This is a genomic window from Microbacterium sp., from assembly GCF_031178525.1.
Lineage (GTDB): Bacteria > Actinomycetota > Actinomycetes > Actinomycetales > Microbacteriaceae > Microbacterium.
The window spans coordinates 1-17238 of sequence record NZ_JAPSJA010000027.1; the positions used below are offsets into that span (position 1 = coordinate 1).

Genomic DNA, 17238 nt, shown 5'->3' on the forward strand with positions numbered 1-17238 from the left:
GCCTGAGCGCCGCCGAGCTCGCCGACAAGCTCGCATCGCGCGAGGTCTCGAGCGTCGAGGCCACGCAGGCCCACCTGGACCGGATCGCCGCAGTCGACGGCGACATCCACGCATTCCTCCACGTCTCCGACCACGCGCTCGACGTCGCGGCGGACATCGACCGCCGTCGCGCCGGGGGCGAGCAGCTCGGACCGGTGGCGGGCGTGCCGCTCGCCATCAAGGACGTGCTCGTCACGACCGACATGCCGTCCACGTCGGGATCGAAGATCCTCGAGGGCTACATGTCGCCGTACGACGCGACCGTCGTCGCCCGCTCGCGCGCGGCCGGCCTGGTGCCGCTCGGCAAGACCAACATGGACGAGTTCGCGATGGGGTCCTCCACCGAGCACTCCGCGTACGGCCCCACGCGCAACCCGTGGGATCTCGACCGCATCCCCGGCGGCTCGGGCGGCGGATCGGCCGCAGCCGTCGCCGCTTTCGAGGCGCCGCTGGCTCTCGGTTCGGACACCGGCGGATCCATCCGCCAGCCCGCGCACGTGACCGGCACGGTCGGCCTGAAGCCGACGTACGGCGGCGTGAGCCGCTACGGCGCGATCGCGCTGGCGTCGAGCCTCGACCAGGTCGGCCCGGTGACCCGCACGGTCCTCGACGCGGGTCTGCTGCACGACGTGATCGCGGGACACGACATCCACGACGCCACGTCGATCCCGGACGCGTGGCCGTCGTTCGCCGAGGCCGCCCGCGAGGGCGCGCGCGGCGACGTGCTCAAGGGCCTCAGGGTCGGCGTCGTGAAGGAGCTGCCGGACAGCGGCTTCCAGCCCGGCGTGGCGTCGTCGTTCCGCGACGCGCTGGCGAAGCTCGAGGCCCAGGGCGCCGAGATCGTCGAGATCAGCGCGCCCCACTTCGAGTACGCCGTCGCGGCGTACTACCTGATCCTCCCGGCGGAGGCCTCGAGCAACCTGGCGAAGTTCGACTCCGTGCGCTTCGGCATGCGGGTCGACGTGCCCGGCGGCACGGTGGAGGACGTCATGTCGGCCACGCGCGACGCCGGATTCGGCCCCGAGGTCAAGCGCCGCATCATCCTGGGCACCTACGCGCTCTCCGCCGGCTACTACGACGCGTACTACGGCAGCGCGCAGAAGGTGCGCACGCTGATCCAGCGCGACTTCGACCAGGCGTTCGCGTCGGTCGACGTGATCGCGACGCCGTCCGCGCCGACCACCGCGTTCCGCATCGGTGAGAAGGTCGACGACCCGCTGTCGATGTACCTGAACGACCTGACCACGATCCCGGCGAACCTCGCGGGCGTCCCGGGCATCTCGGTGCCCTCGGGCCTCGCGGCCGAGGACGGGCTGCCCGTCGGCATCCAGTTCCTGGCGCCCGCTCGCGAGGACGCACGTCTGTATCGCGTCGGTGCCGCCCTCGAGACGCTGCTCGTCGACGAGTGGGGCGGATCGATCCTGGATCGCGCGCCGGAGCTGACCGGCACCGAGCTGAAGGGGGCGAGCCGCTGATGGCGACCGCCAAGCTGATGGACTTCGACAAGGCGCTCGAGATGTTCGAGCCCGTGATCGGCCTCGAGGTGCACGTCGAGCTGAACACGAGGACCAAGATGTTCTCGCCGGCCGCGAACCCCGCACACGCCGACAACCACGACGCCGAGCCCAACACGCTCGTGGCGCCCGTGGACATGGGCCTGCCGGGCTCGATGCCGACCGTCAACGCTGAGGCGATCCGCTCGTCGATCAGCCTGGGTCTCGCGCTGGGCTGCTCGATCGCGCCGTCCAGCCGGTTCGCGCGGAAGAACTACTTCTACCCGGACCTCGGCAAGAACTACCAGATCAGCCAGTACGACGAGCCGATCGCTTTCGAGGGCTCGGTCGAGGTGGAGCTGTCGGACGGCACGATCGTGACCGTGCCGATCGAGCGCGCGCACATGGAGGAGGACGCGGGCAAGCTCACGCACGTGGGTGGCGCCACCGGGCGCATCCACGGGGCCGAGTACTCGCTCGTCGACTACAACCGCGCCGGCGTGCCGCTCGTCGAGATCGTCACCAAGCCGATCCTCGGGGCAGAGCACCGCGCGCCCGAGCTCGCCAAGGCGTACCTCGCGACGATCCGCGACATCGCGATCGGACTGGGCATCTCCGAGGCGCGCATGGAGCGCGGCAACATCCGCTGCGACGCCAACGTCTCGCTGCGCCCGCGCGGCGCCGAGAAGCTCGGCACGCGCACCGAGACCAAGAACGTCAACTCGATGCGCTCCGTCGAGCGTGCAGTCCGCTACGAGATCCAGCGTCAGGCGGCGATCCTGGCCGAGGGCGGCGCGATCACGCAGGAGACGCGGCACTGGCACGAGGACACGGGCGCGACCTCGCCCGGTCGTCCCAAGTCGGACGCGGACGACTACCGGTACTTCCCGGAGCCGGATCTGCTGCCCGTCGAGCCCAGCGCCGAGCTGATCGAGGAGCTGCGCGCCGCGCTGCCCGAGCCGCCGGCGGCGCGCAGGCGCCGGCTGAAGGCGGACTGGGGCTTCACGGACCTGGAGTTCCAGGACGTCGCGAACGGCGGCCTGCTCGCCGAGGTCGAGGCGACCATCGCGGCGGGCGCGACTCCGGCCGCCGCACGCAAGTGGTGGACGGGCGAGATCACGCGCGTCGCGAACGCGGAGGGCCGCGAGCCCGGGGCCCTCGTGTCGCCCGAGAACGTCGCTGCCCTGCAGAAGCTGATCGACGCCGGCACGCTGACGGACAAGCTGGCCCGCCAGGTGCTCGAGGGCGTCATCGCGGGCGAGGGCACGCCGCAGGAGGTCGTGGACGCGCGCGGTCTCGCCGTCGTTTCGGACGACGGCGCCCTGATCGCCGCGATCGACGAGGCGCTCGCGTCCCAGCCGGACGTGCTCGAGAAGATCCGCGATGGCAAGGTGCAGGCCGCGGGAGCCGTGATCGGCGCCGTGATGAAGGCGATGCGCGGCCAGGCGGATGCGGCTCGCGTGCGCGAACTCATCCTGGAGCGCGCCGCCCAGGCGTGATGACCCGTTCCGATCGAGGCCGGTCGGCGTGGCTCGCAGCCGCGCTGACCGGCCTCGTCCTGTGCGGCTCCGCCATGCCGGCCAGGCCCGCGGCGGCGGCGCCCGCGGTCTCTCAGGACGCCGCGGGGGCGACGCGTGAAGAGGTCGCCGCCGCGATCGCGACCGCCATCGTCGCGGACATGTCGCTCGATCAGCGGGCCGCGTCCGTCGTAATGGGCCACATCGGCGGCACGGATCCGGATGCGCTCGGCGAGTATGTCGCCGACGGCGGCCTCGGCGGCTTCATCCTGATGGGATCGAACGTCCCCGCGTCGCGCGAGCGGCTGCGGCGCGTCACCGACGCGCTCGACGGGGAGGACGGCGCGCTGCCGCCCCTCATCGCGATCGACCAGGAGGGCGGCGTGGTGTCGCGGCTGCCGTGGGATGAGGGCCCGGCCGGTGCCGAGCTGCAGCGGCGGTCGCCGTCGCAGGCGCGAGAGGCGTTCGCGAGGCGCGGACGCCTGCTCGAGGCGGCGGGGATCAGTGTCAACTTCGGCATCGTCGCGGACGTGGGCACGCAGGCGAGCGGCTTCATCCGGCCGCGCACGCTCGGGGGCGATGCGGCATCCGCGGCGGAGCGGGTCGCAGCGGCCGTCGAGGGGGAACGCGGCCACGCGTTCTCGACGCTCAAGCACTTCCCGGGCCACGGCGCAGCGGCGGGGGACTCGCACACCCTGATCCCGGAGACCGCGATGCCCGCGGCGCAGTGGCGCGCCGATCATGCCCCGCCGTTCGAGGCGGGCATCGCGGCCGGCGCGGAGCTCGTCATGACCGGACACCTGCGCTTCGCCGCGACGGACGACGAGCCGGCCTCGCTCTCGCCCGCCTGGTACGAAATCCTGCGCGACGACCTGGGTTTCGACGGCGTGGCGATCACCGACGACCTCGGCATGCTCCGCTCCTCCGGTGAGCAGCGCTACGCCGACCCGGTGCGCAACGCGGTCGCCGCGGTCGCGGCAGGCGCCGACATGGTGCTGATGGTCGCCGGATCCGACCGGAGCACCGCGACCGGCATGGCCGCCGGCATCGCGGCGGAGGTCGATCCCGGGCGACTCGAGGAGGCCGCCGCACGCGTGGTCACGCTCCGCGTCCTCGCGTCGGGTCTGCTCGACGATCCCGCGTTCGACGACTGAACCGGGGGCGTCGCCGGATGTCGGCGGCCCGCGGGACAATGGAGGCATGGGACGCGCGGACGGATCGGGGCGCATCGTGTCGCGCGACGATGCGGACGACGCGGGCACCGGCATCCTGCACGTCGACATGGACGCCTTCTACGCGTCCGTCGAGGTGCTCGACGACCCGACGCTGAAGGGCAAGCCCATCGTCATCGGCGCGCCCGAGGGCCGCTCGGTCGTCTCCAGCGCGTCGTACGAGGCGCGCCGATTCGGCGTGCGCTCCGCGATGCCGATGGGGCAGGCGCTGCGGCTGTGTCCGCAGGCGATCGTCGTGCTGCCGCACTTCGACCGGTACCAGGCCGTGTCGGCGCAGGTCATGGACGTCTTCCGCAGCTTCACCCCCCTGGTGGAGCCGCTGTCGATCGACGAGGCCTTCCTCGACGTCCGCGGAGCGCGGCGGCTCTGGGGCAGTCCGGGCCGGATCGCGCGACTCATCCGGGAGCGGATCGCGCACGAGGTCGGCATCACGGCGAGCGTCGGCGTCGCTGCCACGAAGCACGTGGCGAAGATGGCCTCGACCATGTCCAAGCCGGACGGGCTGCTGATCGTGCCGGGGGAGCGGACGCAGGAGTTCCTCGACCCGAAGCCCGTGCGCGCGATCTGGGGAGTCGGGCCGAAGGCTGCGGAGGCGCTCGAATCCCGCGCGATCCGCACGATCGGCGACGTCCGGCAGACGCCTACGCACGTTCTCGAGCGCATCGTGGGCGCAGCGGCTGCGCACCGGCTCTCGCAGCTCGCGCGCGGCATCGATGCGCGCGAGGTGCAGACGACGCACACCGAGAAGAGCATCGGCCACGAGGAGACATTCGAGACGGACGTCGCCGATGTCGAGCTGCTGCGTGCCGAGCTGCTGCGTCTGTCGGATCGTGTCGCGGTGCGACTGCGCCGCGCCGGCTTCGAGGCCGCGGGGGTGGCGATCAAGGTGCGCTTCTCCGACTTCTCGACGATCACGCGCTCGGTGACGCTGCCGGAGGCGTCCGCCGTCGGGCAGCGGATCGGGGAGGCGTCGCGGGAGCTGTTGGCGGGCGTGGACCTGCGACTTCCCGTCCGGCTCATCGGCGTGCGCGCCGAGCGGTTGCTGCCCGCGGGAGCGGGCGGCGTCGCCCTGTGGGACGAGGACGAGGACTGGAAGCGGCTCGAGGGGACGCTCGACGATGCGCTCGCCCGCTTCGGGAGAGGCGCCGTCACGCGGGCGACGTTCCTGGGGCGCACCGAGAGCCGCCACCTTCCGTCCCATCCCCGGCCCGCCGCGGACTCGGACTGACGCGCGGGCGTGTTCGTCGGTACGGTGGACGCATGCCCAACATCGCACTCGAGCTCGGCAAGGTCTCCACGAACATCGGCGTGCAGAGCGCCTACGGCGAGCAGCAGGACGTCGACGGCGTGCGGCTCATCCCCGTCGCCGCGACCTGGAGCGGCTTCGGCGGCGGGTCGGACCCGTCGGGCGGCGAGGGCGGTGGCGGCGGCGGCATGACGATGCCCGTCGGCGCGTACGTGCGACGAGGCGACACGATCACGTTCGAGCCGAACCTCGTGTCGCTGCTCGCGGTCGCGATCCCGTTCGTGTGGGTCGCGGGGCACGCGCTCTCGCGCATCATCCGTGCCCTCAAGAAGTAGCGCAGCCGATCCCTTCGCCGCGGCGCTCGATGCCGCATTCGACGCGCTGTGCACGGCCGTGGCGCGGCTCGCTCATCCGTCACCCGTGATCCTGATCGACGGACGCAGCGGCGGCGGGAAGACGACGCTCGCTCGGCGGCTCGCCGACGAGTGGCCGCGAGCGGGGGAGCGGCCCTGTCTCGTCGCGCTCGATTCGCTCTATCCCGGATGGGACGGACTCGCGGAGGGGACGCGCCTGGCGCATGAGTGGCTGCTTGTGCCGCATCACGCGGGCGTCGACGCGCGCTGGCGGCGCTTCGACTGGGATCTGCGGGCCTTTGCGGAGGCGCACGTGGTCGCCCGGGGCCGGCCTCTCATCGTGGAGGGTGCCGGCGCCCTGACGGCCGCCGCGAAACCGCTCGTGCAGGTCTCGGTCTGGGTCGACGGGCCGGAGGCATCTCGGCGTCGCCGCGCCCTCGAGCGCGACGGCGACGCCTACGCGCCGCACTGGCGGCGGTGGGCGACGCAGGAGGTCGTCCACATGGCCGAGCACCGTCCGCGCGAGCTCGCCGATCTGGTGTTCGAGCTGCCTTAGAGCTCCTGCTCGGCGGCCTGCACGAGCCCCTCGAGCCGGTAGCCGAGCCAGTCGTAGACGCCGTAGCGCGGGTCTTCGGGGTCGTGCTCCTCGCCGTCGTCCACGATGCCGAGGCGGTTGGCGATCACGAGCCGCACGGCCGCGAGGGTGCGCAGCCACGACTCGATGTGCTCGCCCTCGAGCGACACGTCCACGGGGGCGAGCTCGTCCTCCACGCGATCCACGCGTGCGAGGTCGTCGAGCACGAGGCGGGCATCGTGCGCGCGGCGGCGCAGCAGGTCCGCGCGCGTCACGGCGCGGAACTCCCGCGAGGCGTCGGGGTCGTCGGGATACACGTCGGGTGTGAGGCGCTCGATCGCGGGGTCGGGCGTCGACGGCGTGCTGTCGACGAGGTCGGCGAACTGTCGGACGAGGTCGGCGAGGTGCGTCGCCTCGATCCGGGTGAGGGTGAGAAGGACGATGCGGTCGTCTGTCATGCGGGGGCCTTTCGGACGGTGGCCCAGAGGCCGTAGTCGTGCATCGCCTGGGCGTGCAGCTCCATCTGCTCGCGTGCACCCTCGGACACGACCGCATGGCCGTCGTGGTGCACGGCGAGCATTAGCTGCGTGGCGCGGTCGAGGCTGTAGCCGAAGTACTCGCGAAAGACCCGCACGACGTAGCTCATGAGATTGACCGGATCGTTCCAGACCACGGTCTGCCAGGGCAGCGCCGGATCCCGCTGCTCGAGGCGGCGGGTGTCCTGGTCGAGGTCGGGCGTCGCGGTGCTCATGCCCATCCCAGCTCGTGCAGACGCTCGTCGTCGATCCCGTAGAAGTGCGCGATCTCGTGCACGAGCGTCGTGTGGATCTCGTCGCGCAGCTCGTCCTCCGTCTCGCATTGGGCGAGGTGCGGCTCGCGGTACAGGATGATGCGGTCCGGCAGCTCGCCCATGCCGTAGCGGTCGCGCTCGGTGAGGGCGAGGCCGTCGTACAGGCCGAGCAGGTCGAGCGAGCCGTCTTCCGGCCGGTCCTCGACGACGAACACGATGTTGTCCAGCCCGTCGACCATGTCGTCCGGAAGCCTGTCGAGTTCGTCGATGACGAGCCGCTCGAAGGCTTCGGTGTCCATGTCGATCATCGGATCATCCGCGGAATCCATTGGGGTGGCTGACGGGGCTTGAACCCGCGACCCCCGCGACCACAACGCGGTGCTCTACCAACTGAGCTACAGCCACCGTGGCCCCCGATCGCTCGGGGACAACCTCTTCATTCTGTCACACTTCTGGAGCGAACGAAGACACGACCGACGAGGCGATGGCACGCGCGGCGTCGCTCGTGGGGCCCGGCTCGGCGACGAACACGGCGCGACGGTAGTACTCGAGTTCGCGGATGGATTCGAGGATGTCGGCGAGCGCGCGGTGGCCGCCCTCCTTCGCCGGGGCGTGGATGTAGGCGCGCGGGAACCAGCGGCGCGACAGCTCCTTGACGCTCGACACGTCGACGCTGCGGTAGTGCAGGTAGGTGTCGACCTGCGGCATGTACTTGGCGAGGAACATGCGATCGGTGCCGATCGTGTTGCCGGCCAGGGGAGCTTTGCGCTCCTGCGGCGCGAACCGGCGGATGTACTCGAGCGAGAGGCGCTCGGCCTCCTCGAGCGACACGCCCTGTGCCAGTTCTTCGAGCAGGCCCGACTTGCGGTGCATCTCCGTGACGAACTCGCCCATGTGATCCAGCGCGGTCTGCGACGGCTTGATGACGACCTGGAAGCCGGGATCCAGGATCCGCAGTTCGAAGTCGGTCACGACGATCGCGATCTCGACGAGCTCGTCGACCGAGAGGTCGAGGCCCGTCATCTCGCAGTCGATCCAGACGAGCCGGTCGTTCTCGGAGGCACCTACCATGCCCCAAGCCTAACGACGGCGCGCGCAGGCCCCGACGCGGGCCCCGCCGAGGCGAGTCTGAGCGCCCCCGGCAGGAGTCGAACCCGCAACCATCGGAGTAGAAATCCGCTGCGCTATCCATTGCGCCACGGGGGCCTACTTCTTCAGCGTACCCGGCGCTTGCACGGGTGCCTCAGCATGGCGCCCAGCGGCCTTCCGTCGGGCCAGTTCTCGCGCGTACTGGCGACGCCTTGCGATGCAGAGCTCGCATGCACAGCCACGTCGCCCCTTCGCGCCCCCCGCCGTGCGGCACCCGGAAGCGGGAAGAGGGGGGTGGGGGTGGGATCTCGGCACCCACTTCGAGCAAGTGCTTCCGACGGTTGGCGCGCTCCGATGTGCGGCGGCGGTGGCGATCGGCGCACACGACGTCGCACTTGTCGATCTCCGCACGAAGAGAACGCCATGATCTCGTCGGGCTGCTCACTGCTCGAGCGATATCGAACTGCTTGTGCGTGCCGGGCAGATGATCGAAGTCCGAGACGACCGAGTCGGCTTCGCCGCAGTCGACGCAGGGAGGCATCTTGAGGCGGTCGACAACGCGGTGGAAGTTGCATTGCCGATGAAGCTCCTGCAACTCGTGGCGTCGTTCACGAGAGGTGGCCACGGGCTGATGCCAGGGCGCAGGCCGACATGCGGGATTCGCGGAAGCGCCGCTGTCAACCTCTTCCGATGCCTCACGCCCGGGCGTAGCTTGCAGGCGACGGAAGGAGCAGGCAATGGCGATGACGCACCAACGACGCCTGTACGTCGCATACGGGCCCGCCGGAGCGGTCGGAACCGTGAGAGAGATCGAGGACGGGATCTTCGCGGTCACGATGGCCGGCGCCGATGCGCCCGTGGGCCAGTACGAGGGCATCGGCGTCGCGAAGAACGCGCTGGTCTCGCACCTGAGGCCCGGGTCGGATCGTCCGGAGTTCCGGGAGCACTGACCGCCGTCAGGTGGCGGTGGCGGCCGATGCGGTCGGCGTCGGCGTCCGTCGGGTGTCGAGCAGGCGGAGTGCCACGTCGACGCTCGGACCGATCAGCAGCGCGAACGCGAGGGTGCCCACGCCGACCGTGCCGCCCAGCAGCCACCCGAGGGCCAGCACCGTGAGCTCTACGGTTGCGCGCGCCCGCCACACGGGCCAGCCGAACCTGCGATGCAGTCCCGTCATCAGCCCGTCGCGCGGCCCGGGTCCGAACTGCGCGCCGATGTAGAGCCCGGACGCGAGCCCCACGACAGCGATGCCGCCGAGCAGAGCGGTGATGCGCAGCCAGAGGTTCTCGATCGGCGGCAGCAGGTCGAGTCCCAGCTGCAGCGCGGTGCCCACGATCAGGATGTTGAGGATCGTGCCGATTCCAGGCCGCTCCCGCAGCGGAATCCACAGCAGCAGCACGACGAGTCCCAGGAGGTTGGTGACCCAGCCCATGCCGAGCCCCGTGTGAAGCGAGATGCCCTCCGCGAGCACGGTCCACGGGTCGAGTCCCAGGCCGGCCTCGACGGTGAGGGAGATGCCGAAGCCGTACAGCGGCAGACCCAGCAGGAGCTGGATGATGCGGCGGGTCACGGGAGCGCGTTCTCGGACGATGAGCGAAGGTCCGGAATGCGCGAGGCGTCCGTGCGGACGGCGCGGTAGCCGTCGCGTGCGACCTCCCGCGCGGTGGCGACGATCGCGACGCAGCTGATGAGGCCGATCGTGGCGAGAAGGGTTACGAGGTGGAGCATGCGGAAAGTCCACATCGAGATTGGCATCTTGTAAAGAATCCAATTCGGCTAGAGTGGCCGCATGGTGGACTCTCGACTCTCGGCGCGCGCACTCGACGCGCTTCTCGGGCTCTGGCGCACGCGGGAGCCGGCCTACGAAGCGCTGGCAGACGCCATCCGCCTGCTCTGTCTGGACAATCGCATCGCTCCGCGCACCGCGCTGCCTGCCGAGCGCGAGCTCGCGGTGCGGCTCGGCGTGAGCCGCACGACGGTCGCCGCCGCATACCGGAGCCTGCGTGCGTCGGGGCATATCGAGAGCATTCGCGGGTCGGGCAGCATCACCCGACCGCTCGGACGCCGCGACCTCGGTCGCGTCTCGGGCGACGAGCGATCCATCGACCTGCAGCAGGCGAGCCCCGCGGCATGGCCGGGGCTCGCCGCGGTGTACGCGGAGGCGGCAGCGGACGCCCCGTCCATCGTGGCGCGCGCGGGCTATGACGTGCTGGGTCGCCGCGGACTGCGTGAGGCGATCGCCCGGCGCTACACCGAGCGCGGCCTGCCCACCGATGCGACGCAGATCATGGTCACCAACGGCGCGCAGAGCGCCATCTCGCTGCTGGCGTCGTTGCTCGTGACCCGCGGCGACCGCGTGCTGCTGGAGACGCCGACCTACCCGCACGCGGCCGAGGCCTTCGCCCGCCAGGGAGCGCGACTGGTGGGGGTGCCCGTCACGGTCGGCGCCGGCTGGGACCTCGAGCGCGCGGAGCATGCCATCCTGCGGTCCCGCCCGAGCGCGCTGTATCTGATGCCCGATTTCCACAACCCGACGGGCGAGTCCATGTCGGTCGAGGCGCGTGCGCGGATCGCGGATCTCGCCCGATCGGTGGGTGCGCTCGTGATCGTCGACGAGACGACCGCGGAGCTCGGCGTCGACCGCGTGATCTCGCCCGTGCCGTTCGCCGCCTCTGCGGGCGATGACGGTGTGCTGACGCTCGGCTCGCTCGGCAAGACGGTGTGGGGAGGAGTCCGCATCGGGTGGCTGCGCGCGGACGTCGACATGATCCGGCGGCTCACTGCGGCGCGCCCGACCTCCGACCTCGGCACGCCCGAGTTCGAGCAGGCCGTGGCCGAGCGGCTGATGCCAGCGATGCCGGAGATCCTCGCGCAGCGCTCGGAGATGTTCCGCGCCGGCAGGGACGTCGCCGTGCGGGTGCTGCGCCGCGACGTGCCCGAGTGGGACGTTCCCGACGTGGCCGGTGGTGTCGCGCTGTGGGTCGGGCTCGGCGTGCCCCGCAGCTCGGCGCTCACCCTTGCGGCGCGACGGCGGGGGCTGCTGCTCTCCGCCGGCCCCCGGTTCTCGGTCGGAGGTGGTCACGAGCGGCACATCCGTGTGCCGTTCACGGCGCCTGCGCCCGTGCTCGAGCGTGCGGCCGAGCTGCTCGTGGACGCCTGGCGCGACGTCGCGGACACGCGGTTCGAGACCGGCGAGGCGGCGCCGCTCGACGCTGTGGTCTGAGGCTGTCAGGCGCGCAGGCTCGCGACGGCCTCATCGGGCGACCAGAACTCGCCGACCTCCACGAATCGGCCGGTTGCGCGGTGAAGCCGCTCGGCGCGGAAGCGCATGCCGAGCGGGTGCTCGAGCCTTCGGAGGTGCCCGATGACACGTCCGTCGGGTGTGACGACGCGCCACAGCGCGGCGCCCGCACGGCTCAGCGTCTCTCGTCCGCGAATCGTCGGCGCGGCGAAGGGGATCTCGGGAACGACTGCGGCCTGTCCGGTGTTGTGCATCATGGCTCCTCTCGCACCCGACGCTACGAGGGGCCACCGACATCCGCGTCTGACGGCTGATCCGCGTAGCGTGGAGCCATGCCGCCGGAGGCGGCGAAAGGAGCAAGACATGGAGACCTACGTTCTGGCAGGCGGCTGCTTCTGGTGTCTCGACGCGGCATACCGGGCCCTGCGGGGCGTGGAGAGCGTCGTCTCGGGCTACACCGGCGGCATGACGCCGCACCCGAGCTACGAGCAGGTCTGCACCGGCGCGACCGGACACGCGGAGGCGGTCAAGGTCACGTTCGATCCGGAGGTGATCCCGCCCGACGTGATCCTCGACGCCTTCTTCACCATGCACGACCCGCGCCAGCTGAACCATCAGGGCGCCGACACCGGCACGCAGTACCGATCGGCGATGTTCCCGGCGGATGACGCGCAGCGCGAGCTGTTCGAGCGCGCGCGAGAGCGCGCATCGGACATCTGGGACGCCCCGCTCGGTGAGTCCGAGGGCACGGTCGTCACGACGATCGAGCCCCTGCGCGAGTACTTCGAGGCAGAGGACTACCACCAGGACTTCTTCGCCAAGAACCCGAATCAGGGCTACTGCCTGGCAGTCGCCTTGCCGAAGGTGAACAAGGTGCGCGCCCGCTTCGCGGAGTACGTCGGCTGACCAGGCTCGTCCACAGCCGACCGGATCGCCCCCATCTGTCCCAGGTGGGGGCGATTCGCGATTTCACCACCCTGATCGCGTCACAGTCGTCCGGAGGCCGACGGACGGCCCGCCGGATCCCCGGCGAGCGAGGAGGACGACAATGACCGACATCATCACCATCACCGGCAACATCGCCACGGCGCCGGAGCACCGCGTGCTGCCGAGCGGGATCGCCGTGACCCGATTCCGGGTGGCGAGCGGGACGCGGAAGTTGGACCGGGAGACCAACGCGTGGGTCGATGGCCCGACGAACTGGTACAGCGTGTCGGCGTACCGCACGCTGGCGGAGAACGCCCGCGAGTCGCTGCAGAAGGGCGAGCGAGTCATCGTGACCGGGCGACTGCGCCTGCGCGCCTGGGAGAACGACGGCCGCAAGGGGCTCGAGGCCGAGATCGACGCGGACGGCCTGGGGCACGACCTGCTGTTCGGCACGAGCACGTTCCGGCGCACGGCCGCGCGCAGCAGCACGGTGCAGGAGGATCAGCCCTCGCCGGAGGATGGTCGGGACGCGTGGACGACGCCCGACAGCGCCGGCGATGCGCCCACCGACTGGGCCGGTGCCGTCGCCGCCACGATCAGCGGCACGCCCGCGCGCGAACCCGTGCTTGAGGGCGCGCCGGGGGAGTCGACGCCGTTCTGAGCGGGGGACGACGCATCTGAGGGCGGCGGGGGCCCCCGTAGACTCGGGCGCGTGAGCCTGCGACGCGACCCGCGATCGGTACGCGCGCGTGTCGCGGCCGCGGCGCTCGGGATCGCAGGTCTGACCATGCTCTCCGGCTGCGTGGCGGAAGAGCCGCGCACCGGCGCGCGCACGACGGCTTCCGCCCCGTCGTCGACCGCGCCTTCTGCGGACCCCGCCGCGGCGCTGCTGCCGGACGGGTCGGCGGAGGACAACCTGCCGTACTTCACGCATGTGACGGAGCAGGTGTGGGCGTCCGATCGACGCGCCGAGGGGCGGGCCTACGTCGACGCGCTCGTGGAGGCCGGCTTCGACAAGGCGGCCATGCAGGTCACTCACGACGCCAGCACGGTAGGAAATCCGGCCGAGTCCATGCAGTTCTCGGTGCTGTGGCAGGGCGAATGCCTCGTCGGGCAGGTGGGCCCCGACATCGGCGAGGCCGTGACCCGGGTGCTTCCCGCCTTGGAGGACGGCACGCTGTGCCTGCTCGGGGCCACCAGACCGATCGACTGGTGAGGTCGCCTTCCCGCTTCACCCCGGGGATTCGGATCAGCGCGCCCTAGACTGGGTCCAAATGGCTGAATACATCTACTCAATGGTGCGCGCCCGCAAGAAGGTGGGCGACAAGCTCATCCTCGACGACGTCACGATGGCGTTCCTGCCCGGGGCGAAGATCGGCATGGTCGGCCCGAACGGCGCCGGCAAGTCGACGATCCTGAAGATCATGGCGGGCCTCGACACGCCGTCGAACGGCGAGGCCAAGCTCTCGCCCGGCTTCAGCGTCGGCATCCTGATGCAGGAGCCCGAGCTCGACGAGTCGAAGAGCGTGCTGGAGAACATCCAGGACGGCATCGCTATCAAGGCGAAGGTCGACCGCTTCAACGAGATCTCCGCCCTCATGGCGGAGCCCGACGCCGACTTCGACGCGCTGCTGGCGGAGATGGGCACGCTGCAGGAGGAGATCGACGCGGCCGACGGCTGGGACCTGGACTCGCAGCTCGAGCAGGCGATGGACGCCCTGCGCACGCCTCCCGCGGATGCCGCCATCGCGCCGCTGTCCGGTGGAGAGAAGCGCCGCGTGGCGCTGGCCAAGCTGCTGCTGCAGAAGCCCGACCTGCTGCTCCTCGACGAGCCCACGAACCACCTCGATGCCGAGAGCGTGCTCTGGCTCGAGCAGCACCTGCAGGCCTACAAGGGCGCGGTGATCGCGGTCACCCACGACCGGTACTTCCTCGACCACGTCGCCGAGTGGATCGCCGAGGTCGACCGGGGCCGCCTCTACCCGTACGAGGGCAACTACTCGACCTACCTGGAGAAGAAGGCCGAGCGCCTCGACATCCAGGGCAAGAAGGACGCCAAGCTCGCCAAGCGCCTGAAGGACGAGCTCGAGTGGGTGCGCAGCAGCGCAAAGGGACGCCAGACCAAGTCGAAGGCGCGTCTGGCGCGCTACGAGGAGATGGCGGCGGAGGCCGAGCGCACGCGCAAGCTCGACTTCGAGGAGATCCAGATCCCCGCGGGTCCGCGTCTGGGAAGCATCGTGATCGACGCGAAGAAGCTCCAGAAGGGCTTCGACGGCCGCACGCTGATCGAGAACCTGAGCTTCAACCTGCCCCCGAACGGCATCGTTGGCATCATCGGTCCCAACGGCGTCGGCAAGACCACGCTGTTCAAGACGATCGTCGGCATCGAGCCGCTCGACGGCGGCGAGCTGAAGATCGGCGAGACCGTCAAGATCAGCTACGTCGACCAGAGCCGCGCCAACATCGATCCGAACAAGACGCTGTGGGAGGTCGTCTCGGACGGCCTGGACATCATCACGGTCGGCAAGACCGAGATCCCGTCGCGCGCCTATGTGTCGAAGTTCGGCTTCAAGGGCCCGGACCAGCAGAAGAAGGCCGGCGTGCTGTCGGGCGGTGAGCGCAACCGCCTGAACCTCGCGCTGACGCTCAAGGAGGGCGGCAACCTGCTGCTGCTCGACGAGCCCACCAACGACCTCGACGTCGAGACCCTGAGCTCGCTCGAGAACGCGCTGCTCGACTTCCCCGGCTGCGCTGTGGTCATCACCCACGACCGGTGGTTCCTCGACCGCATCGCGACGCACATCCTGGCCTACGAGGGCACGGACGAGGATCCCGCCAAGTGGTACTGGTTCGAGGGCAACTTCGAAGCGTACGAGGCGAACAAGGTCGACCGTCTCGGCCCCGAGGCGGCGCGCCCGCACCGCACCACGCACCGCAAGCTCACGCGCGACTGACGCACGCCGAGCACCGCGTGAAGGCCGTCCCGGACAGGGGCGGCCTTCACGCTTCACCGAGCCCCGGCGGGTGAGGCGATCGGTGACCGGGCTCGCCTCGCGCCGACGTGCGTCAGCCCACCGCCACCACAAGGGCGGCGAGCGCGCCGAACGCGAAGACCACCGCCGCAAGCGCCGCGATCGCGGCGGGCGAGGGTGCGCCCACCTGGGACAGCGGGGTGCGCGCCAGTCGCACCGCTCGTCTGCGGCGGCTCGCCCCCAGCGCCGACGCGGCGACCGCGCCGAGCACCGCGGTCAGCGTGAGCCACGCGCCGAGGCCCTCGGCCCAGCGCAGGCCCATGACCCCGGTGACGAGCAGCGCGGCGCCGGTGCGGTTCCACGCGAGCCAGGTGCGCTCCGGCTGCAGCCCGTGATCCGCTCCGCCCGCGTCTGCGCGTGCGCTCACCCGGTCACGACCATGAGGATCGCGCCGCCCGCCGCCGCTGCGGACACCATGGCCAGCACGGGCACGATGCCCGGGACCGGCAGCGGACGGCCCCGCCGCAGGCTCACCTCGACGCGCCACCACCGCGCGGCCGCACCCGCGCCGATGAGCATGCCCGCGACGATGCACGCGAGCGCGATGGCCTCGTGCGCGGCGGGGGACAGGCCACCGGGTCCCAGTGCGGCCAGCGCGACGCCACCGGCGATGAACGCCAGCCCTGTGCGGATCCACGCGAGGAACGTGCGCTCGTTCGCCAGCGTGAAGCGCGGGTCGGGCTCGCGCTCTCCCGGCAGGATGCGCCGCGCGACGGCACCGCGGCGGGGCACCTTGGTCCCCTCCGCGGCGCCGTCGCTCACCCGAGGCGGAGACGTCACCGAGCCGGCTCCGACACGGCGGACGGCACCGCCGCCGCCGGCGCGACGTCTGCGCCCGCGTCGCGGGCGGGCGACGTCGCGGCGTGGGACGCGGGCCGGTACAGCATGACGGCGAACGCGCCCGCGATGGCGAAGAACGCCCAGTACCCGCCGACCCACCACAGCCCGCCGGCGGGCAGCAGCATGAACGCCGAGACGATCATGGGGGTCAGCCCGGCGCCGAGAGCGGACGCGGCCTGGTAGCCGAGGGACGCGCCGGTGTAGCGCACAGCGGGCGGGAACAGCTCGGCCACGTATGCGGCGATCGGTCCGTAGACCAGGGCCTGCACGATGCCGTTTCCGATCACGATGGCGATCGCGTACTGCGTCAGCTGGCCGCTGCCGACGAGGAACGCGAGCGGGAACGCCGCGACCGCCGTCGCCGTGGTGCCGATCAGCAGCGCGCGACGACGTCCGATCCGGTCGCTCAGGCGCGCGGCCGCGAAGGTCACCACGATCGTCAGCACCGCGGCAGCTGCCTTCCAGTTCAGCACCGCCGTCTGGTCCTCGCCCGCCGCGACCGCGACCGACACGCCCCAGACGGTGACGATCGACTGCGTCGTGTAGACGCTGAGCGTGACGAGCAGCGCGATGGCCACCGGCCCGAGGTGATGCCGCAGCACCGTCACGATCGGCATGCGCCGCTCCTGCCCGCGAGCCTCGAGCGCCTGGAACGCGGGCGTCTCGGACACGCGCAGGCGGATGACGAGGCCGACCACGATCAGCGCGGCGGAGAGGACGAAGGGGATGCGCCAGCCCCACACGATGAACTGGTCTCCGGAGAGCACGGTCATGAGCGAGAGCACGAGGGTCGCGAGCACGGCGCCCGCGGGGCCGCCCGCATTCGCGAAGGCCGCGGCGAAGCCGCGGCTGCGCTTGGGGGCATGC

General features: G+C 71.2%; 22 protein-coding genes and 2 tRNA genes. 12 read left to right on the forward strand and 12 right to left on the reverse strand.

Annotation, left to right across the window (positions count from 1 at the left end):
* The first annotated feature begins 2 nt into the window (after positions 1–2).
* The 6 genes from gatA to RIF89_RS03520 are packed head-to-tail and all read left to right on the forward strand — an operon-like array spanning position 3 to position 6436.
* Positions 3–1514, forward strand: coding sequence for an Asp-tRNA(Asn)/Glu-tRNA(Gln) amidotransferase subunit GatA (gatA, locus tag RIF89_RS03495; protein ID WP_309067770.1), 1512 nt, complete (start codon positions 3–5; stop codon positions 1512–1514).
* Positions 1514–3031 (forward strand): Asp-tRNA(Asn)/Glu-tRNA(Gln) amidotransferase subunit GatB, encoded by a 1518-nt coding sequence (gene gatB / locus RIF89_RS03500; protein WP_309067771.1) that lies wholly within the window; start codon positions 1514–1516, stop codon positions 3029–3031. The genes gatA and gatB overlap by 1 nt, the downstream gene beginning before the upstream one ends.
* The gene (locus RIF89_RS03505) at positions 3031–4203 is read left to right on the forward strand and encodes a glycoside hydrolase family 3 N-terminal domain-containing protein (RefSeq protein ID WP_309067772.1); all 1173 of its coding nucleotides are present in this window, start codon (positions 3031–3033) and stop codon (positions 4201–4203) included. The genes gatB and RIF89_RS03505 overlap by 1 nt, the downstream gene beginning before the upstream one ends.
* A 46-nt stretch (positions 4204–4249) precedes the next feature.
* Positions 4250–5509: a DNA polymerase IV gene (gene dinB / locus RIF89_RS03510; protein WP_309067773.1), complete on the forward strand. Its 1260-nt coding sequence runs from the start codon at positions 4250–4252 to the stop codon at positions 5507–5509.
* A 32-nt stretch (positions 5510–5541) separates the two neighbouring features.
* The gene (locus RIF89_RS03515) at positions 5542–5862 is read left to right on the forward strand and encodes a hypothetical protein (protein ID WP_309067774.1); all 321 of its coding nucleotides are present in this window, start codon (positions 5542–5544) and stop codon (positions 5860–5862) included.
* Complete coding sequence (locus RIF89_RS03520; RefSeq protein ID WP_309067775.1) at positions 5846–6436, forward strand: hypothetical protein; 591 nt, start codon at positions 5846–5848, stop codon at positions 6434–6436. The genes RIF89_RS03515 and RIF89_RS03520 overlap by 17 nt, the downstream gene beginning before the upstream one ends.
* On the opposite strand, the gene RIF89_RS03525 is transcribed toward RIF89_RS03520, so the two are convergent.
* The 6 genes from RIF89_RS03525 to RIF89_RS03550 all read right to left on the reverse strand — a co-directional run bounded on the left by RIF89_RS03525 (position 6433) and on the right by RIF89_RS03550 (position 8450).
* A complete protein-coding gene (locus RIF89_RS03525) occupies positions 6433–6912 on the reverse strand; it encodes a DUF2017 family protein (protein WP_309067776.1) in 480 nt (159 codons plus the stop codon). The two genes, RIF89_RS03520 and RIF89_RS03525, sit on opposite strands and share 4 nt — an antisense overlap.
* Complete coding sequence (gene clpS / locus RIF89_RS03530) at positions 6909–7211, reverse strand: ATP-dependent Clp protease adapter ClpS (protein ID WP_309067777.1); 303 nt, start codon at positions 7209–7211, stop codon at positions 6909–6911. Before clpS ends, RIF89_RS03525 begins: the two co-directional genes overlap by 4 nt.
* Positions 7202–7552, reverse strand: coding sequence for a metallopeptidase family protein (locus tag RIF89_RS03535; RefSeq protein WP_309067778.1), 351 nt, complete (start codon positions 7550–7552; stop codon positions 7202–7204). Before RIF89_RS03535 ends, clpS begins: the two co-directional genes overlap by 10 nt.
* A 21-nt stretch (positions 7553–7573) precedes the next feature.
* Positions 7574–7649 (reverse strand) — tRNA-His (locus RIF89_RS03540).
* A gap of 39 nt (positions 7650–7688) precedes the next feature.
* Positions 7689–8315: an oligoribonuclease gene (orn, locus tag RIF89_RS03545; protein ID WP_309067779.1), complete on the reverse strand. Its 627-nt coding sequence runs from the start codon at positions 8313–8315 to the stop codon at positions 7689–7691.
* A gap of 62 nt (positions 8316–8377) precedes the next feature.
* Positions 8378–8450, reverse strand: a tRNA-Arg gene (locus RIF89_RS03550).
* 620 nt (positions 8451–9070) lie between these two features.
* Between RIF89_RS03550 and RIF89_RS03555 the strand changes: the two genes are divergently transcribed.
* Positions 9071–9283 (forward strand): methyltransferase, encoded by a 213-nt coding sequence (locus RIF89_RS03555; protein ID WP_309067780.1) that lies wholly within the window; start codon positions 9071–9073, stop codon positions 9281–9283.
* A 6-nt stretch (positions 9284–9289) separates the two neighbouring features.
* On the opposite strand, the gene RIF89_RS03560 is transcribed toward RIF89_RS03555, so the two are convergent.
* Together RIF89_RS03560 and RIF89_RS03565 are read right to left on the reverse strand one after the other, a co-directional pair.
* Positions 9290–9901, reverse strand: coding sequence for a hypothetical protein (locus RIF89_RS03560; protein WP_309067781.1), 612 nt, complete (start codon positions 9899–9901; stop codon positions 9290–9292).
* Positions 9898–10059, reverse strand: a complete 162-nt coding sequence (locus RIF89_RS03565) for a hypothetical protein (protein WP_309067782.1) — start codon at positions 10057–10059, stop codon at positions 9898–9900. Before RIF89_RS03565 ends, RIF89_RS03560 begins: the two co-directional genes overlap by 4 nt.
* 61 nt (positions 10060–10120) lie before the next feature.
* Between RIF89_RS03565 and RIF89_RS03570 the strand changes: the two genes are divergently transcribed.
* On the forward strand, positions 10121–11554 hold the full coding sequence (locus tag RIF89_RS03570) for a PLP-dependent aminotransferase family protein (RefSeq protein ID WP_309067783.1): 1434 nt from the start codon (positions 10121–10123) through the stop codon (positions 11552–11554).
* A gap of 5 nt (positions 11555–11559) precedes the next feature.
* Here the strand turns inward: RIF89_RS03570 and RIF89_RS03575 are convergent, their stop codons facing one another.
* Positions 11560–11826 (reverse strand): hypothetical protein, encoded by a 267-nt coding sequence (locus tag RIF89_RS03575; protein WP_309067784.1) that lies wholly within the window; start codon positions 11824–11826, stop codon positions 11560–11562.
* 109 nt (positions 11827–11935) lie between these two features.
* Between RIF89_RS03575 and msrA the strand changes: the two genes are divergently transcribed.
* The 4 genes from msrA to ettA all read left to right on the forward strand — a co-directional run bounded on the left by msrA (position 11936) and on the right by ettA (position 15453).
* Positions 11936–12478 (forward strand): peptide-methionine (S)-S-oxide reductase MsrA, encoded by a 543-nt coding sequence (gene msrA / locus RIF89_RS03580; protein ID WP_309067785.1) that lies wholly within the window; start codon positions 11936–11938, stop codon positions 12476–12478.
* Between the two features lie 142 nt (positions 12479–12620).
* Positions 12621–13160, forward strand: coding sequence for a single-stranded DNA-binding protein (ssb, locus tag RIF89_RS03585; RefSeq protein ID WP_309067786.1), 540 nt, complete (start codon positions 12621–12623; stop codon positions 13158–13160).
* 51 nt (positions 13161–13211) lie between these two features.
* Positions 13212–13715 (forward strand): DUF6993 domain-containing protein, encoded by a 504-nt coding sequence (locus RIF89_RS03590; RefSeq protein WP_309067787.1) that lies wholly within the window; start codon positions 13212–13214, stop codon positions 13713–13715.
* A gap of 58 nt (positions 13716–13773) precedes the next feature.
* On the forward strand, positions 13774–15453 hold the full coding sequence (ettA, locus tag RIF89_RS03595) for an energy-dependent translational throttle protein EttA (RefSeq protein ID WP_309067788.1): 1680 nt from the start codon (positions 13774–13776) through the stop codon (positions 15451–15453).
* Positions 15454–15565: 112 nt separating this feature from the next.
* Here ettA and RIF89_RS03600 read toward each other — a convergent pair whose 3' ends face one another.
* The 3 genes from RIF89_RS03600 to RIF89_RS03610 all read right to left on the reverse strand — a co-directional run.
* Positions 15566–15898, reverse strand: coding sequence for a DUF202 domain-containing protein (locus RIF89_RS03600; RefSeq protein ID WP_309067789.1), 333 nt, complete (start codon positions 15896–15898; stop codon positions 15566–15568).
* Entirely contained in the window at positions 15895–16311 is a 417-nt protein-coding gene (locus tag RIF89_RS03605; RefSeq protein ID WP_309067790.1) for a DUF202 domain-containing protein, read from the reverse strand. The genes RIF89_RS03600 and RIF89_RS03605 overlap by 4 nt, the downstream gene beginning before the upstream one ends.
* Positions 16308–17238 (reverse strand): MFS transporter (locus RIF89_RS03610; RefSeq protein WP_309067791.1); only part of this gene is annotated, 931 nt, incomplete at its 5' end. The genes RIF89_RS03605 and RIF89_RS03610, both read right to left, overlap by 4 nt.